Source organism: Thermaerobacter sp. PB12/4term (genome assembly GCF_003403315.2).
GTDB lineage: Bacteria > Bacillota > Sulfobacillia > Thermaerobacterales > Thermaerobacteraceae > Thermaerobacter.
In genome coordinates this window covers 516,057-533,646 of the sequence record NZ_CP048407.1, presented here as the reverse complement: position 1 = coordinate 533,646, position 17,590 = coordinate 516,057, and the positions used below count along the sequence as shown (strand labels likewise).

Below are 17,590 nucleotides of genomic sequence, written 5' to 3'. Positions count from 1 at the left end.
CTTCAAGGCGTGACGGTGAGCTCGGCCACCATGCCCTCTTCCACGTGGCTTACCGCGTGCTCGCCCTCACCCTCGACGATGTTGCAGATCAGAAGGTAGCGGCCCGGCTGCAGGGTGAAGAGCCCCGAGGCCTGGGTACCGGCGGCGAAGGCCTCCACCTCGCCGATCATCTCCACCTGGTCTTCGGGCACCCGGCCGTCCACCACAGGCAGTTCCTCCGGCCCGGCATCGGACCGGACGATGACCAGCTCGTGGGGATGCTCGGGGCCGGCGTTGGTCACCAGGAAGTAGACCTGACCCGCCTTGACCTCCGCCGGTTCGACCTCGATGGCCCACTCCTTCAGGGTGACGTTGACCTGGGCGGCGCCGGCCGGCTTGGGCTCCACGTGACCCGCCCCGGCGCCGCTGTGGGTATGGGTGCCGGAGACGCTGCCGCTGTGGGTGCCGGAGCTGCTCCCGCTGTGGGTGCCCGACACGCTGCCCGAGTGCGTACCGGTGCCCGAGCCCGACACCGAGGGGGTCGAGCTCTCCGGATCCACGGACACGGTCCCCGGCCGGTCTTCCCCGCGGCCGCAGGCCGCCAGCACCACGACCGTCAGGACCAGCACCGCCGCCAGGGCGGCCCGGCCCACCCATGCCCGGCGGCAAGGGCGGCGCCCGCCCGGGCGCCCGTCATGTGCCGTCATGGAACCACCCTCCTTGCGGGCCCTCCGGCCCGCTGGTGTGCCTGTTGGTGATACCTCAGGTGATGTCTCCGGGCGGGGCCGGGCGGGCCACCGCCCGGAGAACCGCCCCCGCCGGCCTCCCGCGGGCTCGGCGGGCCCCTGCCCGCCCCCCGCTTGCCGTCCCCCTCGCCGCCCCCACCGCTGCCCGCCTAGGGCTGGCCGGCTCGGGCTGCCCTACCGGGCTCCCCGGGGCCAGGCGCGGCCGCCCCCCTCCGCCCCGCGCCCCCGGTCCCCAGTGCCGGCGCCACCGCCTCACCCCGTGCGGCCCGCGGGCCGGACCAGCTCCGGGGCCGCCGTACCCTGTCCAGCCACCACCCCCTGGCCCCGTGCCGGTTCCACCGGCGGGTCCAGCTCCCGCACCCGCCCTGGCACCGGTTCCACCGGCAGGCCGGGCTCATAGGCCCGTCGCAGCGCCGGCTCGACCGGCAGGCGCAGCTCCCGCACCATGGCGGGGAGCACCCGGCGGGCGTAGTCGCGGAAGCGGACGAAGGACTGGCCCGTGGACCGGAACTGGTAGTGGATGGGCACCTCGGCCAGGCGGAACCCCTGGCGCAGAAGGTTGAGATTCATCACCTGGGCGTAGTTGTAGTCGTGGACGATCCGGCAGCGGCGGAGCGCGGGCCGGCTGAACGCCCGCAGCCCCGTCTGGCCGTCGCTGATCCACCGGCGCAGGATCAGGGCCTGCAGCAGGGTGAAGGCGTAGTTGCCCAGCCGCCGGTACCAGCGCATGCCCCGGATGCGCCCGCGAAAGCGGGAGCCCAGCACGTAATCGGCCCGGCCTGCCATGATGGGCGCCAGTACGTCCGGAATGGCCTCGGGCGGGTACTCGCCGTCGGCGTCGATCATCACCGCCGCCCCGGCGCCCAGGCGGTAGGCCAGGCGCAGGGCCTGCCGCACGGTGTAGCCCAGGCCGCGGTTGCGGGGGTGCCGCACCACCAGGTCCGCCCCGGCGGCCCGGGCCACCTGGGCCGTGCCGTCGGTCGAGCCGTCGTCCAGCACCAGGACCAGGGTGTCCCATCCCGGCCAGGCGGGCCGCGGGATCCGGCGGATCACCTGGCCGATGGCAGCCGCCTCGTTGTAGGCCGGCAGGAACACCACCACCAGCCGCCGCCCGGAGGTCAGGCCGGCCACCCCGGCCCCGCCTGGGGACCGGTGGCCACGCCCCCGGGCCGCGCGCCGCTCCCGGGCTGCGCGCCGGCCGCGGACCGCTGCCGGCCCGCCTCCCGGCCGGGCAGCGGCATCCCCCGCCCGGTTGCCGGCGGCCGCGAGCCGGGCGGCCCAGCCGGTTCGTCCCGGGGGATGAACCCGTTCCCTCACAGGACGGCCCTCCCCTCGGCAGCGAAGTAGCGGTCGAGGTCCGGGGCCAGGTCGGGGGCACCGGGATCCAGCGCCTCCTCCAGCACGGGCCCCCGGGCCCGGGCAGGCAGGGGGAGGCCCAGCAGGTGCGTCAGCGTCCCGGCCACCGACACGATGCTGTGGGCCTGGTCGCTGCGCCGGCCGCGGGCCACGTTCCGCCCCACCAGGAAGAAGGGCACCCACCGCTCCCCCTCGCCCAGGTGGCCGTGGCCGCCGATGCCGTCCCCCTGGCCGTGGTCGGCGCAGATCAGGAAGGTGGTGTCCCGGGTGTAGCCGTGGCGGTGCATCCAGGCGAAGAAGGCCTCGATGTGGGCGTCGGCCTCGCGGATGCGCTGGAGGTATTCCGGGTAGTGGACACCCCGGGCATGGCCGGTCTGGTCGGTGGCGATCAGCTGGACGACGAGCAGGTCCGGGTCGTCCCGCTGGAGGATCTCCCGGGCCGCGGCCATGATGTTGCCGTCCACCTCGTCGCCGTTCTGCACGCTGGTGATGGCCCGCACGTGGTCGCCGAAGGCGTCGATCAGGTGGGCGATCCCCAGCAGGACGCCCTTGCGGCCGTAGCGCGCCAGCACGTCGAAGGCGCTCTCGTCCCGTACGCCCAGGCGCAGCACCAGGTTGCTGGTGATGCCGTGCTCCCTGGGGTAGGTGCCCGTGAACATCGAGCTGAAGCAGACCACCGTCCGGGCAGGATAGACCGTCTCCATCCGGTCGAACCGGGTCCCCCGGGCCGCCAGCCAGTCCAGGAAGGGGGTCTCGGCCCGCTCCAGCTTGTCCTTGCGGCACCCGTCGATGACGATGACCACCACCCGCTGCGACGGCTGGGGCAGCGGCGGGGGCACCGGGGCGTAGTCCGGGTACTCGGCCGGCCGCCAGTTGAACCCGAGGCGGTGGACCACCGCCCCGTAGGCCGCCACCGCCAGGGCGAAGAGGAACACGGGCAGGAGGTCCTCCATGCGCCCCGCCGCGGCGGCGGAGGCGGTACCCGGTCTTGCCAGCAGGTGGTGCCACACCGCCAGGGTGAGGAAGGACTTGGGCAGCTGTTCCTGGGCGTTGCCGCTGGTGGAATCGGCGTTCTTGAGGACGAGCTTCCAGAAGCGGAGGAAGTTCCAAAGGGTCGTGCCGGTGCGCAGGTGGTAGTAGATCGTTCCCCAGACGATGACGGTGAAGAAGAAGTACAGCCCGGCCGACAGGCCCACCGCGGCGGCCGGCGGCCAGCCGAAGAGCAGGCCGAAAGCCAGCAGCGGCGGCCAGAGGAACCAGCGCAGGTGCAGGGGGAAATCCCAGCGGATGTAGGCCAGCACCAGGGGCAGGCTGGCCAGCAGGGCCAGGGCCAGGCCCGCCCCGCCCCCTGCCAGGGCGCCCCGGCGCCAGGCCGGGTCGGCCGCCACCAGAACCGCCAGCAGGCCCAGGTTGAAGATCGGGTAGAAGCTCTTGCCCTCGTTGAGCAGGTTCCAGCCGCGGGCTGCGATGACCTCAAAGGCCGATGCCGCTTTCACGGGCACGCCTCCACTCCGGTCGCGTTGCGCAGGAGGTTGGTTTGTTGATAATGAGTGTCAATAATGGTGGCCCGCGGCCAAGTATAACGGGCCGCCGCCCGGGGCGTCAAGACGAGCGGTCGGATTTCGGGGCAAAGGAGGCAAGCCAAGCCAAGCAAAGCGGGGCCGGGACGCCGCAGCGTCCCGGCCCCGCCTGTGGGCTCCAGGCTCACTCTCACCGGTTTCGCTGGAACGGAGCCGCTGGGCACCTCCGGGCGGAGGCGCCGCCCCCTACCGGCCGGTCGCCGGACGCGTCCCGCGGCCGGCGGCTGGCTCCGCCCACGGGTCGCGTGCAACCGCCGGGCCCCATCCCACCGCCGGCCGCAGGCACCACGCCCCCGGGTCGGGTCCAACCGCCGGTCGCCAGGGGCCCCCGGTCCTCCCGGTACCGCCCCTCACCCCCGCAGGGGGCCCCGGGCCCGTTCCAGGGCCGCGCCGACCCACAGGACCGTGGCCTCGTCGAAGGCCCGACCCACGATCTGGATGGCCAGGGGCAGCCCGCTGGGGCCGATGGCCACCGGCACCGACAGCACCGGCTGGCCGGTGACGTTGAAGGGCGCCGTCAGCCGGATCAGCGCCTCGGGCACCGGCTCGGCGCCGGCACCCTCGGGCTGCCACGTGGCCTGCCCCAGCCGCGGCGCCGGGATGGGCAGGGTGGGCGCCACCAGCACATGGCAGCGCGCCATCACCGCCGCCGCCCGGCGGGCCAGCTCGGTCCGCAGCCGCTGGGCCAGCAGGTAGTCCCGGGCCAGGAGGAACTGGCCCAGCTCGAACCGGATCCGCACCTCCCGGCTGTAGTCCCCGCCCTGCCGCGCCAGGGTGGCCGCATGGTAGGCGCCCCCCTCGGCCAGGGCCAGCAGGCGGTTCACCAGGGTCAGTACCCCGGCGGCGGGAAAGTCGGCTTCGCCGGGACCCGTTCCTCCGATCTCCACCAGCTCGGCCCCCATGGCCTGCAGGTGCCGGAGGGCGGCGGCGAAGGCCTGCTCGACCTCCGGGTGGATCCGGTCGCGGGCCCAGGCGGCCAGCACCCCCACCCGCACGCCCCCCAGGTCCCCGGCGGCCCCCGATGCCGCGGCCTCGACCAGGCCCTGGGCGGTGGCGGGCACGGTGGCCGGATCCAGGGGATCGGGTCCGGCCAGGACCTCCAGCACCCGGGCGGCGTCGGCCACGGTGCCCGCCAGGGGCCCGGTATGGTCCAGGGACCAGCTGAGAGGCACGGTGCCGTGCCGGCTTACCCGGCCGTAGGTGGGCTTGAGTCCCACGGTGCCGCAGGCGGCGGCGGGAATCCGGATGGAGCCGCCGGTGTCGGTGCCCAGGGCCACGGGCAACAGGCCCGCCCCCACCACCGCACCGGAGCCGCCGCTGGAACCCCCCGCCGAGTGCTCGAGGTTCCACGGGTTGTGCACAGGGCCGTGGAAGGGCGTGTCGGTGGTGGCGCCGAAGGCGAACTCGTGGGTGGCCGTCTTGCCCACGATCACGGCCCCCGCCGCCTCCAGCCGCCGGACCACCGTGGCGCTCTCCCGGGCCACGTGGCCGGCCCGCACCCGGGAGCCGGCCGTGGTGGGCACGCCGGCCAGGTCGATGAGGTCCTTCAGGGCCACGGGCACCCCGAACAGGGCACCTGGCCCGCCGGCACCCTCCCCTGCCCCGCCCCCGCCGCGCCGCCAGCGGGCCAGCTCCTCATCCCGGCGGCGGGCCGTGGCCAGGGCCTGTTCGGCCGTCACGGTGACGAAAGCGCGAAGGTCCCGGTCCAGGGTTTCCACCTGCTCGAGAACGGCCCGGGTGACCTCCTCGACCCCCAGCCGGCCGCGGCGGAAGGCTTCGACCAGTTCCCCCGCGCTCACTCCGGCCAGCGGCCCGCCGGCCATGGCCCGCCGGCCGGGGGCCGCCCAGGACCCGGCGGCCCGGGTGGAACGTTCCCGGTCCCCGCCCGCCGCCTCGCGGCTGGACCCGGTCCCGGCGCCTTCCGTCCCGGAAGGCGGAGCCGCAGGGCGGGCCGCCCCGTAGCCCGTCCCGCCCGCCGTGCCCAGGCGTTCGAGGGCTGCCACCGGCAGGCCGGGGGCGGCGTGGTAGGCGGGGTGGCCGGGGTCGAAGGCGATGGCGGGCAGCGTCTCGCCCAGCACCTCCTCGCCGAAGGCCCGCAGGCGGGCGACGAGCCCCTCCAGGCGGGCGGCCGTCTCCCGGATCACCTCGTCCTCCACCGCGCCGCGGCCCAGGAGCTCTTCAGCCATGGAACGGACCAGCTCTTCCAAGAGGGCACCCCCTGTTGCCTTTGCTTTGCCGGGGATTTCGTGACGGGCCGGCCCGTCCCTACCCGGCCGCGGCGAAGGGCCGGGAAAAACCGGGCAGGCCCGGCAGCCTGGGTTCGCCGCCGCCGGACCCGCCAGAGGATGACCGCCTGGGCCCAGGGGATGATGCCCGCGGCGTGGCCTCGACGACTCCGAGGTGCGAGCCGGTGGGAAAGGCCGGGCACCCGGCTCAGCGCCCGGAGCCGCCAGCCGCCTGGGCCCCCGCCGCCCCGGCCGCCGTCTCGGGGCAGAGGAACCGCACCAGCTCGCCGGGCTCCAGGCGAACTCCCACGTAGAAGGGGCCGAACTCGCCGTAGCGGGCGCTGGCCTCGTCGAAGCGCATCTCGTAGACCACCCGCTTGAAGTCCACGGGGTCGTCGGCGAAGAGGGTGACACCCCACTCCCAGTCGTCCAGCCCCACGGACCCGCTGATGATCTGGGTGACCCGGCCCGCATACTTGCGGCCGATGAGCCCGTGGCTGTGCATCAGGCGGCCGCGTTCTTCAAAGGGCAGGGTGTACCAGTTGTCGGCGCCGGCCCGCTTCTTGTTCATCGGATAGAAGCAGGCGTGCCGGGCCGGCGGGATGGCGGGGTACAGGCGAGCGCGGACGAAGGGCTCCTGGCGCACGTCCCGCTCGGGACCGCCCGGTCCGGACCGGTAAAAGCTCAGCTCCGTCACCGAGACGTAGGAGTACACCGGCTCCAGATAGTCGCCCAGGGCCGTCCGGGCCAAGGCCGCCTCCAGCTCGCCCAGGTCGGCCAGGGCCGGGCGGAAGTGGAGCCACAGCAGATCCGCCTTGTGGCCCACCACGCGATAGAGGGCGCTGGCCCCCTCGCCCGTGTCCCCCGCGGCCTCCACGTGGCGGAGGAACGCGGCCGCCTCGCGGGCAATCTGGGCCCGCCGGGCGGGGTCGAGCCCCTTCCAGCGGCGCCAGTCGAGCCGCCGGAAATCGTGCAGGATGAACCAGCCCTCCAGGGTGAAGGGCGGTGCATTGTGGGTCGACTGGGGGTTTGCGGAGTGATGGCTGGTTTCGGTTCCACCGGGGTGCATGGGCATCCACCTCACCGCCACGAGCATGACAGAAGGCGCGGCGAGGGACAAGGGCGGCGTGGCCGGACCGGGCGGCCCGTCCCCAACTTGCAGCCCTGCACCGGGTCCCCTGCCCTCACCCTTCCTCCAGGACCAGCAGTGCGGCACACTCCACGTGGGCGGTATGGGGGAACATGTCCACCGGCTGGACGGCCTCGAGGCGGTAGCGGGCCCGCCGCCCCCGCCGCCGGCCGCTGCCATGGACGGCGGGCGCCGCCGGCGAGCCCGTGTCGCAGAGCACGGCCAGGTCCCGGGCCAGGGTGACGGGATTGCAGGAAACGTAGACGATCCGGGGAGGCGCCAGCTCGAGGCACGCCGCAAGCGCCGCGGGCTCGCAGCCCTTGCGCGGCGGATCGAGGAGGATCCCGTCGGGCCGGCCGCCGCGGGCCGCGGCCCCGTCCCCGCCTCCGGCGCCGCCCTGGCTCTCCGCGGCCAGGCGGGGCAGGACGTCCTCCACCGCGCCGTTGATGAACTCCACGCCCTGCAGGCCGTTGCGTTCGGCGTTGACGCGGGCGTCGGCCGTGGCCTCGGGCACCACCTCGATGGCCGTCACCCGGTAGCCGGAGCCGGCCACCCCCCGGCCGGCGGTGCCGGCGGCCAGCCGGGCCGCCGCCAGCAGCGCCAGGGTGCCGATCCCGGCGTAGGCATCGACCAGCCAGAAAGGACGGCCGCCTGCCGCAGTCCCGGCGTCCCCCGTCCCGGGGTCCCGCCTCGCCCCGGTGGCCCCGGCGTCCCGGGCCGGCCGGCCGGCCGCGGTATCCCGTTCGGCCACCGCCGCCCCCGGGTTCGAACCCATGGCGGCGGACCCGGCCTCCCGGCCCGCCAGGGCGTAGTCCAGGGCCACCTGGTAGAGCCGCTCGGCCTGGACGGGGTTGACCTGGTAGAAGGACTCCAGGGAGATGCGGAACTCCAGCCCGCCCAGGCGGTCGACGATCCACGGCCGGCCGGCGATGGGCACCGTCTCCGGTCCGAGGATCGCATTGCCGCGGCGCCGGTTCAGGTTCTTCACCACACCCGCCAGGGCCGGCACCTGCTCTTGCAGGTGCCGGGCCAGCCGCTCTTCCCCCGGCAGGCCGTCGCCGTTGATCACCAGCCCGGCCAGCGCCTCGCCCGTCCGCAGCCCCACCCGCACCACCAGATGCCGCAACAGTCCCTGGTGCCGCTCCTCGTCATAGGTGCTCGTCGCCCGGCCGTCCGGGTCTTCCTCCAGCCAGCGGCGCAGGGCGGCCGCCACCTGGTTGATCACCGGGTGCTGGATGGCGCAGCCGTGTTCTTCCAGGTCGACGACGGTGTGGGTGCCGGGGGCGAAGAAGCCCATGGCCACGCGCCCGCCGGGCAGCCGGCGGACGGGCAGGGCGGCCTTGTTGCGGTAGAACCAGGGCGGGTCCATACCCAGGGTCTCAGCCACCGGCGGCGCCTCCAGCCGCCCCACCCGCTCCAGGGCGTCGACCACCAGGCGGCGCTTCCAGGCCAGCTGGGCCGGGTACGACAGGTGCTGCAGCCGGCAACCGCCGCAGCGGGCAAAGAGAGGACAGGTGGGGCTTACCCGGTCCGGCCCCGGCGCCAGTACGGCCTCCGCCGCCGCCCGGGCGTAGCGGGGCTTCACCTCGGTCACCCGGGCGCGGATCCGGTCCCCCGGGGCGACCCAGGGGACGAACACGGCCATGCCGCCGTAGCGGGCCACCGCGTCCCCGCCGGCCGCCAGGGCATGGGGTTCCAGCTCGACCACCTGGCCCACCTGAAGGGGCGCGGGGGATGGGGCGGCCTGGGGGGACGCGGGGGACACGGTGGGCGGCCCGTGCCCTGCCGGATCAGCGGCCGCCGCCCGGTGCCCCTGCGGTTCGGCACCCTGCGGCCGGCCCCCCGGAGCGGGCCGGCGGTGAGCCTGGTGCCGGTCCGCGGGCTGCCCGGGGAACCGGGTCCCGGAACGCCGGGAGCGGGCTCGTGGGCGGCGGTGCGAATCTTGCGGCATGACCAGTCCTCCCGGGCCGGTCCAACCCGCCGGGGCAGGGATGCCCGGGCGGGCGGCCAATTCTCTACATACACATGCAACGGGCCCGCGGGCACCGCCTGCGCGGCCTGCAGCCTGCACCGAGGAGGCGCATGGGACGTGGCCGTCGATCCCGTATGCGGCATGACCATCGACGAGTCGACCGCCGAGGAGATGGGTATCGAGACGGTGCAGTACCGCGGCACCACCTATTATTTCTGCTGCCCCTACTGCCGCAAGCAGTTCGAGCAGGACCCGGAAAGGTACATCAAGCAGGCACCGGGAACCCACCACGACGCCATCCACGGCGACGGGCCGGCCTGACCCGGCCTGAACCGGCCTGCTGCGGCGCCGGATCCCTCAGCCCTTCCGGCCGTCCCCCGGGTCTTCTCCCCTGCGGCCGGCAGGTCCCACCGGCGTCACCGGGCGGCCCGGCCTCCCGGCTTCCGGGGACGAACCGGCCGGTCCGGCCCTCGCGCCGGCCTCCGGGTCCGGCCCCCGGCGGCGGGCCGGACCCTTTCCCCGGTGGGGCTCTACGTGCACGTGGACGTGCGTCACGTCGGGATCCTGGCGCAGGACCTGTTCGACCCGGTCGGCCACGGCGTGGGATTCCTCCACCGTCAAGCCGGGGTCGACGGTAATGGTCACGTCGATGGCCGTGGCCTTGCCCAGGCGGCGCCCCCGGACGTCCCGGACCGTCTCCACGCCGGGCACGCGGGCCACCCGCCGGCCCAGCCGCTGCACGCGCTCCGGCTCGAAGCCGTCCAGGAGCTCATGCGTCGCCTCGCTGGCCAGCCGCCAGGCCGTCCGCACCACCAGCAGCCCCACCACCACGCCCGCCACGGGATCGAGCCAGGTCCAGCCCCGGCCGGCTCCCCAGATGCCCACCACCGTGCCCAGGCTGACCAGAGCATCGGAGCTGTGGTCGCGGGCGGCTGCGCGCAGGGCGGGGCTGCCGGTGCGCCGGGCCAGGGCCCGGTTGTAGAAGTACACCGCGGCCATCACCGCTGCCGCAGCGAGGCCCACCCCGGCCGCATAGGGCTCCGGCGGCTCCAGGTTGGGCGCCAGGGCGGCCTGCAGGGCCGACAGGCCCACGTTCAGCCCGACCATGCCCATCACGGTGCCCACCACCAGCTGGGCGACGGTCTCCGCCCGGCCGTGGCCGTAGCGGTGCTCGGCGTCGGCCGGCCGCGCCGCGGCCCGGATGCCCCACAGGACGGCCACCGATGCCAGCACGTCGGTCAGGTTGTTGAGCCCGTCGGCCAGCATGCCCCGCGACCCGGCCCGCCAGCCTACCCCGATCTTCACCGCACTCAACACGACGTAGCTGGCTGCGCTCAGCCAGGCCCCCTTCAAGCTGGCCCGGACGGCCTGGTCCTGCCCCTGGCGGTGAGCCCGCGCCTGCGCCGTCACCGGATTTCCTCCCCACAACAAGGTTGCCGTCGTGCAAATCCCTCGACACGCGGGGAGGGAGGCCCGCCACCCAGGGGTGCGGCCTCCCTCCCACAACGGTTCCAGTATAGCCTCCGCCACCGGTCCGGTGAACCCCGGGTGCGGCTGCCGCTCCCCAGGCGCCCGGGATGAATGGGCGGGCCGCGGCCGGGAGCCGGCATCCACTAGCGCCGCCCGGCCACCAGCCGGCGCTCGTCGCGCTCCCGCGCCGCCAGCACCTCGTCCCGCAGGGCCTCCCACACCCGCTGGTAGGTGGCCGCGTAGGCCGGGTGGCTGCGCAGGGTGTCCAGGTCCCGCTGGCGCGGGATGGCCACCGGCACCTGGGCCTTGATCCGCCCCGGCGAGGCGGTGAAGACCACGATGCGGTCGGCCAGGTGGATCGCCTCGTCGATGGAGTGGGTGACGTAGAGCACCGTCTTGCGGTTCGCCTCCCAGAGGCGGAGCAGCTCTTGGGCCAGCAGCAGCTTGTTCTGCTCGTCCAGGGCGGCGAAGGGTTCATCCATCAACAGGATCTCCGGGTCGACCGCAAAGGCCCGGGCCACGCTGACCCGCTGCTTCATGCCGCCGGAGAGCTGGTGGGGATAGGCGTCGGCGAAGGCTTCGAGGCCCACCAGCTTGAGGTAGTGGTCGACGATGCGTTCCCGCTCGGCCCGGGGCACCCGCCGCAGGGCCAGGCCGTAGCCGATGTTGCGCCGGACGGTCATCCAGGGGAACACCGACTGCTCCTGGAACACCATGGCCTGCAGAGGCCGGGAGGGATCGCTGCGCGCCACTTGGATGTCGCCCGCCGTGGGTCTCTCCAGGCCGGCCAGGATCCGCAGCAGCGTGGTCTTGCCGCAGCCCGACGGCCCCACCAGGCAGACGAACTCGCCCTCCTGCACCTCCAGGTCGACCCCGTCCAGCGCGGTCACCACCCGGCGGCGGGCGACGAACTCCTTGCGCAGGCCGCGGATCCGGATCTTCCACCGCTCGGACATCCTCATCCCCCCTGAAGCCGTCCCGTCACCCCGGCTTCCCCCTCGCGGCAGGCCGCCGCCCCGCAACCTCCGTTCCGGCATTGCCGGCCCTGGGCCCCGCCTACCGGGGGCGCCAGGGCAGCACCAGCCGCTCCAGTTCGTTCAGGGCCATGGTGAAGGCGTAACCGAAGAAGCTCATCAGCACCAGGCCGATGTACATGGCGGCCATGTCCCAAACCTGGTAGGAGTTCCAGATCAGGTAGCCCAGGCCGCTGCGGGCGCCGATCATCTCGGCGGCCACGATGAGCAGCAGCGAGACGCCCATGCCCAGCTTGAGGCCGGCGAAGATCATCGGCAGGGCGCCCGGCCAGGCCACGGTGCGGTAGAAGTCGAGGCGGGAGGCGCCGAAGTTGCGCGCCACGTCCACGTAGATCCGCTCGATGTTCACCACGCCGGCCACGGTGTTGACCAGCACCAGGGTGAAGCAGCCCAGGGCAATGGTCACCACCTTGAAGGCCTCGCCCACGCCGAAGATCATCAGCAGAAGCGGCAGCAGGGCGATCTTGGGGATCGGGTAGATGGCCGCCACGATGGGCTCCAGCACCGCCCGCACCAGGGGGAAGAGACCCATGGTCAGGCCCAGGATCACCGCCGGGATGGCGCCGGCGGCAAAGCCCAGGATGACGCGCAGGAGGCTGATGCCCAGGTGCTGGGCCAGGGTCCCGTCGGCCACCATGGCGGCAAACCGCACGGCAATTCGGCTGGGCGGCGGGAAGAACCGGGGATCCAGCATGCCCGCCCGGACCATGAGCTCCCAGATGAGGAGCAGGGCGATGGGGCTGACAACGGAAAGCCACCGCTCGCGATCGAGCCAGGGGACGCGGCGCCCCGGAACCGCCCCGGCACCGCCGGCCCGGCCCCACCGGGATCCCCTTCCGGGCAGGATCCCCGCCCGGCGCCGGCCGGCGCCGTTGGCGCCTGGAGACAGGGCACCGGCCTCGTACCGGCGGTCGTCCGGCCCGCCGGGCCCCCTTTCCGCGGTGGCCCCCGCGGGGACCACCGCCTGCCGGTCCTGCCGGCCCCCCGCGGCCGCCGGCGCTTCCAGCCCCGGCTGCCGCGCCCAGCCGTCACCCTGCACCTGTCGCCGGTTCAGCATGGCATTCCCTCCTTGACCAGACTCCCGGCTACCCGCCTCCGGGCCCGCCCCGGAGGGAGGGCGAACGGTGGCCGGGAAAGGGAGCGGTCGCCGGGCCGCGGGAGTGGGACCCGGACACCCCCCAGCCGCTTGCGACCGCCCCCAAGTTCACCGGCAGCCCCTCAGGGAGGCCCCGCCTTCCCTATTGACCCCCGCCGTACGGACCAAGGACCTGGACCGCATACTCCACTAGGGACTGGTCCACCACCTTGTTCAGGTTGATCTGCCCGGTGAAGTAGCCCCGCTCCCGGTACCAGTCCAGCTGGGCCTGCAGGCTTTCCACGTTCAGCCGCCCATCGGGGTTCAACCCCGGGACGTAGACCTTCTTCCACAGCTCCGGGTCCTTCAGGGCGGTGTACTTGGTCATGATGGGGATGATCTCGGCCATCTTGGCCTCATCCCGCTTGACGAAGGCGTCGTTGTAGTCCCGCAGCGCCTTGACGTACGCCAGCATGAAGCGCTGGGACAGTTCCTTGTCGGCGACGAACTGGGGGCTGGCCAGCACCTCGGCGATCTGGAAGCCGGGGGCGTAGTCCCGGGCCGCATCGCCGAAGCGCTTGAGGATGCCTTGTTCTTCCGCCTGGGTGATCAGGGGCTCGATGTGCATCGCCACGTCGACGGCCCCGTTGGCCAGGGCGGCGTTCATGTCGCCGAAGGACTTGATGATCACGTACTCCACGTCGTCCCGGGTCAGGCCCGCGTGCCGGAGGGCCAGATCGACGAACTGTTCGTCCAGCGACGCCTCGGCGGTGATGGCGATGCGCTTGCCCTTGAGGTCGGTGTAGTCCTTGATCTCGCCGGCCTTGCCGGCCGCCACCGTCAGGTTGAAGTAGGAACGCCCGGGGATGTTCTCGCCCTTGGTGGCGATAAGCCGCAGGTCAAGGCCGCTCTGGATGGCGTTCCAGAGGCCGACGCTCAGCACCCCGCCGGCCACCTGCACCTGGTCGGCCGCCAGGGCAGGCAGCATGTAGGCGCTGGACTCGAAGGTGACGAACTCGGGCTTGATGCAAAGGTCGCGGAAGTACCCCTTCTCGGTGGCGATGTAGAAGCCCGCCCCCGACGGGGCCCCATCCTCCGCGATCTTGACGGTGACCTCCTGGGGCAGCGGCGGGACGCCGGCCAGGCCGGGCCGCTGGCTGCAGTCGCCGGCGGCCGCCCCTCCGCCCCCGTCCCCGCCCCCGCTGCCGCCGGCCGCTCCACCGGCCGGCGTGCCGGACGGGGTCCCGCTTCCCGTGCCCCCACCGGCGCCGCAGGCGGCCAGCAGCAGCGCCGCTGCCAGCAGCACCACCAGGGCGGGAAGTAAGCGGCCCCACTGCCTGCTCTTCCAGCTTCTTCCTCCCATACTGGACCCCCCGCAGGGATTGCCGCCGGCCGGCGTCAGGAAACCTGACGCACTGGCCGTGACGACTACCCCACGATATGCCGTGGCCATGGGCGGGTGTGCAGCGGCGGGCCCGTCCGTCACGGGCCCCAAGGACGGTGGGGGATCCGGAGGCAGGGGGACTCGCGGGCCACCTCCCCCAGCCTGGGCGGAGGCCTGCGGTGCCGCCCGCCCGGTCGGGCAGGCGAGAGGCGGCAGGGAAGGCGGCGGCACGGGGGGAAAAGCACCGGTGGCGGCCGTCAGGGCGTAGGCCGCAAGCTTCAGGGAAGCCGGGCAGGATGGGGCGAGGCGGGGCGGCGTGAGGGACGCAGCGCCACCGGAGCGCTGTCCCACCGGGACGCTCCCCCGCCGGGCCGTTCCACCCGCCGGGAAGCGTTAAACCTGAGAAAGGAAGCCAGCCCTCCCGATCCGCGGCCGGAGCCGGCGGGTCGAGGAACTTGCCCCGGCCTGGGGGACAGGAAGGAGCTGGAGCGACGGTGCCGATGGAGCCGGATGCAGGCCCCGCCCGCCGCGGGCCGGCCGTGCAGGACCGCTACCCGGACGACTTCGCCTGGTGCTACGGCTGCGGCCGGCACAACCCTGCGGGCCTGCACCTGAAGACCTATCCCGACGGCGACGAAACCGTCACGGTGTTCGAACCCCGCCCGGAACACATGGCGGTGCCCGGGTTCGTCTACGGCGGGCTGATCGCCTCCCTGATCGACTGCCACAGCATGGCCACGGCCTCGCTGGCCCTCTATCGCCGGGACGGCCACCGGCTGGGCGATCCCGAGCCGGTGCCGCGCTGTGTCACCGCGTCGCTCAAGGTCGACTACCTGCGGCCGACGCCCCTGGGGGTTCCCCTGACGGTGCGCGGCCGGGTGGTGGAGCTGGGCCAGCGCAAGGCCGTGGTGGAGAGCGAGCTGTACGCCGGCGCGACCCTTTGCGCCCGGGGCCAGGTGGTGGCGGTGCTGGCCCCACCGGCCATGACCCCGGGCCAGCCGGCCGCCGGGAACCGGCCGGATTGACCCGTCCGGTCAGGAAGCGTGCCAGGAGCGGTGCCGGAGGGTGTACTTCTCGACCCGTTCCGGCACCACCCGGTACCCCAGGCCGGGCTCCTGGGGCACCTCCACCGTACCGTCGGGCCCCACCCGCACCGCCGGGTCGATGACGTCCTCGTGGTAGTACCGGTCGCTTCCCGACGTGTCGCCGGGCAGTGTGAAGCCGGGCAGGGTGGTCAGGGCGATGTTGTGGGCGCGGCCCACGCCGGTCTCCAGCATCCCCCCGCACCACACCGGGATGCCGTAGCGGCGGCAGAGGTCGTGGATCCGCCGGGCGTCGATCGGCCCTCCGACCCGGCCCTGCTTGATGTTGATGATCCGGCCGCTGCCCAGGGCCAGGGCCTCCCGGGCGCCGTGGACGTGCTTGACGGACTCGTCCAGGCACACCGGCGTGGCCAGCTGGCGCTGCAGGGCGGCGTGGTCCAGCAGGTCGTCCTCGTGCAGGGGCTGTTCGATCATCATCAGGCCGTAGTCGTCGAGGGCCCGGAGCCGGCCGGCATCGGCCAGGGTGTAGGCGGCGTTGGCGTCGACCATCAGGGGGATGCTGCCGAACCGCTGCCGCAAGGCCCGGACCGGTTCGACCTCATAGCCGGGCTTGATCTTGATCTTGATGCGCCGGTAGCCCTGCTCCAGGAACCGCTCCACCGTGGCCAGCAAGGCATCCAGGCTGGGCTGGATGCCCACGCTGACCCCCACGGGAATCCGCCGGCGGGCCGGGTCACCGCCGTATTCCTGCCACAGCGGCACGCCCCGGGCCCGGGAGCGGGCGTCCAGCAGGGCCATCTCCACCCCGGCCTTGGCCATGGGATGGCCGCGCACCCACTCGCACGCGGCCCGCCACTGGCCGGGCGTCGCGAAGGTGCGGCCGGGCAGGGCGGGCAGGATGAACTCGGTGAGGACGTGCCAGGCCGTGCCCGTGGTCTCGTAGCTGTAGCCCGGGTCGGCGTCGGCCACCACCTCGCCCCAGCCCTCCACCACCCCCGCCTCCGGATGGCGGGCCTCCAGCCGCACCAGCAGGCACTCCCGCCGGTCGACCCGGCCGTAGCTGGTCTCGAAGGGCGCCACCAGGGGCATACGCAGCCAGAAGAGCTGGACGCCGGTGATGGTCAGCGGCACGGCCTCCGCCTCCGGCTCGGCAGGCATGGGGGGAAAGTCCAGAACGCCCGGACCTTCTGATCCCGCCGCCGGTGCCACCGCATCCCGCTGCGCGGCAGTCGCCGCGGCCCCGGCTTCCGCTGCCGCCTCCTGCCACTCGTCCCGTTCCACCCTGTCCCGCTGCTCCACGGCGGTTCCTCCTCTCCCCGGCGCCGGCCCGGAGCCCGGTCCTGGCGGGTCCGGGATCCTTCCCGCCGGCCCCTGCCCCCTGGCGAAAGGCCCCAGGGCCGCGCCGGTCGCATGGATTGGGCGGTGCGGAAGGGAAAGGCGGGTCAGGGGGAGGCCCGCCGCGCCAGCACGTACGTCACGGTGGACCCACCGGGCCCGGGCAGGCACCGGTCCAGCAGGTAACCCGCCCCCAGCGCCGCCTCCAGCACGTGGCGCAGGTGGAACCGCCACTCCAGGCCCCACTGCGGCCGGTTCTGCCGCCACTCGGCGAAGCGGGCCGGGATCAGCACGGCCACCTCGGGTTCACCACCGGGCACCTGCCAGTCCAGGGGCACGGGGAGCCCCCGATCGTCCCGCACCCGGTTGAGCACGGGCCGCTCCGCCGGCCCCGGCGCCGGCTGCCCCGGGACCTGCCCCGGCACCCGGGAACCCTCCGGAGCGGAGCCTGGGACGTCCCCGACGGCCGCCGTCTCCGCGCCGGCCCCCGGGCCTGCTGCGCCGGCAGGGGCCGCCAGGCCCGCCCGCCCCGAGTCCCCCGGGCCCTCGCCGGCCCCGGCCCGCCGGGCCACCCGGCGGCTGGTCAGGTACCACTCGATGACCACCCGGTCGGCCGGCAAGCCGCGGTTCAGCTCGTCGTCCAGCACCCCGTAGAACTCCCGCACGTAGCGGCGGGCCACGCCGCCCAGGCGGGTCAGGTTGAGGTAGCCGTTACGGGCCTGCAGGGGGTCGTAGGTCCAGGTGATCAGGTGCAGCCCCTGCCGGAGCGCCCACTCCCGCTGGGCCAGCTTCAGCCGGCGGCCGATGCCCCGGTCCCGCAGCTCGGGCCGCACGGCCAGCAAGTCCGAATGGAAGACCGGCTCCCGCCGGCCCGGCTCGCCCGGAACGGGCGGCGGCCCGTCCGGCGGCCCGGCCGCCGCGACAGCGCCGCCGGCCGGTTCCTCCAGGCCGGGAGGCACGGGCTGCCGCTGGCGCCACCCCGGGAAGCCGAAGCAGAAGCCGGCCAGCTCACCGCCCAACCAGGCCCCCAGGACGGACCCGCCCACTTCCAGCACCGCCCGCATGGTGGCCGACGGCACCAGAGGCGGCCCGCCCCACACCGCCTGCTGCAGGGCTTCGGCCTGGGCCAGCTCGGCATGCCGCTCCAGGGGCCGGATGACCAGTTGCAAGGCTCTCCCCCCTTCTCCGCTGACCGCTTCTCCCGTGACCGGGAATTCCGCCGGCGCCGGGCGGCCGGCCCTGAGCCGGTCCCCGGAGCGGGC

At 74.1% G+C, this 17,590-nt stretch carries 14 protein-coding genes; 2 read left to right on the top strand and 12 right to left on the bottom strand.

The window, feature by feature from the left end; genetic code table 11:
- Positions 1-2 precede the first annotated feature (2 nt).
- The 6 genes from DYI95_RS02220 to rlmD all read right to left on the bottom strand — a co-directional run bounded on the left by DYI95_RS02220 (position 3) and on the right by rlmD (position 8,780).
- Positions 3-686 (bottom strand): hypothetical protein, encoded by a 684-nt coding sequence (locus tag DYI95_RS02220; protein WP_116901018.1) that lies wholly within the window; start codon positions 684-686, stop codon positions 3-5.
- Positions 687-977: 291 nt separating this feature from the next.
- A complete protein-coding gene (locus tag DYI95_RS02215; RefSeq protein WP_243149803.1) occupies positions 978-2,042 on the bottom strand; it encodes a glycosyltransferase family 2 protein in 1,065 nt (354 codons plus the stop codon).
- Complete coding sequence (locus DYI95_RS02210) at positions 2,039-3,577, bottom strand: alkaline phosphatase family protein (RefSeq protein WP_116901019.1); 1,539 nt, start codon at positions 3,575-3,577, stop codon at positions 2,039-2,041. The genes DYI95_RS02215 and DYI95_RS02210 overlap by 4 nt, the downstream gene beginning before the upstream one ends.
- A 434-nt stretch (positions 3,578-4,011) precedes the next feature.
- Entirely contained in the window at positions 4,012-5,868 is a 1,857-nt protein-coding gene (locus DYI95_RS02205) for an amidase (protein WP_116901026.1), read from the bottom strand.
- Between the two features lie 226 nt (positions 5,869-6,094).
- A complete protein-coding gene (gene hemQ / locus DYI95_RS02200; protein WP_116901027.1) occupies positions 6,095-6,955 on the bottom strand; it encodes a hydrogen peroxide-dependent heme synthase in 861 nt (286 codons plus the stop codon).
- A gap of 115 nt (positions 6,956-7,070) precedes the next feature.
- Positions 7,071-8,780 (bottom strand): 23S rRNA (uracil(1939)-C(5))-methyltransferase RlmD, encoded by a 1,710-nt coding sequence (gene rlmD, locus DYI95_RS02195; protein WP_243149802.1) that lies wholly within the window; start codon positions 8,778-8,780, stop codon positions 7,071-7,073.
- A gap of 324 nt (positions 8,781-9,104) precedes the next feature.
- Here rlmD and DYI95_RS02190 point away from each other — a divergent pair, with 324 nt between their 5' ends.
- On the top strand, positions 9,105-9,308 hold the full coding sequence (locus tag DYI95_RS02190; protein WP_006904356.1) for a YHS domain-containing protein: 204 nt from the start codon (positions 9,105-9,107) through the stop codon (positions 9,306-9,308).
- A gap of 36 nt (positions 9,309-9,344) precedes the next feature.
- On the opposite strand, the gene DYI95_RS02185 is transcribed toward DYI95_RS02190, so the two are convergent.
- From DYI95_RS02185 to DYI95_RS02170, 4 genes are all read right to left on the bottom strand, one after another.
- Positions 9,345-10,397: a cation diffusion facilitator family transporter gene (locus tag DYI95_RS02185; protein WP_116901029.1), complete on the bottom strand. Its 1,053-nt coding sequence runs from the start codon at positions 10,395-10,397 to the stop codon at positions 9,345-9,347.
- A gap of 203 nt (positions 10,398-10,600) precedes the next feature.
- Entirely contained in the window at positions 10,601-11,413 is an 813-nt protein-coding gene (locus tag DYI95_RS02180; protein WP_116901030.1) for an ABC transporter ATP-binding protein, read from the bottom strand.
- A gap of 100 nt (positions 11,414-11,513) precedes the next feature.
- Positions 11,514-12,548, bottom strand: coding sequence for an ABC transporter permease (locus DYI95_RS02175; protein ID WP_116901031.1), 1,035 nt, complete (start codon positions 12,546-12,548; stop codon positions 11,514-11,516).
- A 181-nt stretch (positions 12,549-12,729) separates the two neighbouring features.
- Positions 12,730-13,929, bottom strand: a complete 1,200-nt coding sequence (locus tag DYI95_RS02170) for an ABC transporter substrate-binding protein (RefSeq protein ID WP_116901032.1) — start codon at positions 13,927-13,929, stop codon at positions 12,730-12,732.
- Positions 13,930-14,450: 521 nt separating this feature from the next.
- On the opposite strand from DYI95_RS02170, the gene DYI95_RS02165 reads away from it, so the two are divergent.
- Positions 14,451-14,975 carry a PaaI family thioesterase gene (locus DYI95_RS02165; protein WP_116901033.1) on the top strand — a complete coding sequence of 175 codons (525 nt, stop codon included), beginning with the start codon at positions 14,451-14,453 and terminating at the stop codon, positions 14,973-14,975.
- A 9-nt stretch (positions 14,976-14,984) separates the two neighbouring features.
- On the opposite strand, the gene menC is transcribed toward DYI95_RS02165, so the two are convergent.
- Both menC and DYI95_RS02155 read right to left on the bottom strand, forming a co-directional pair.
- The gene (menC, locus tag DYI95_RS02160; RefSeq protein WP_203530679.1) at positions 14,985-16,292 is read right to left on the bottom strand and encodes an o-succinylbenzoate synthase; all 1,308 of its coding nucleotides are present in this window, start codon (positions 16,290-16,292) and stop codon (positions 14,985-14,987) included.
- 143 nt (positions 16,293-16,435) lie between these two features.
- Positions 16,436-17,497: a GNAT family N-acetyltransferase gene (locus DYI95_RS02155; protein ID WP_116901034.1), complete on the bottom strand. Its 1,062-nt coding sequence runs from the start codon at positions 17,495-17,497 to the stop codon at positions 16,436-16,438.
- Between the last annotated feature and the right edge of the window lie 93 nt (positions 17,498-17,590).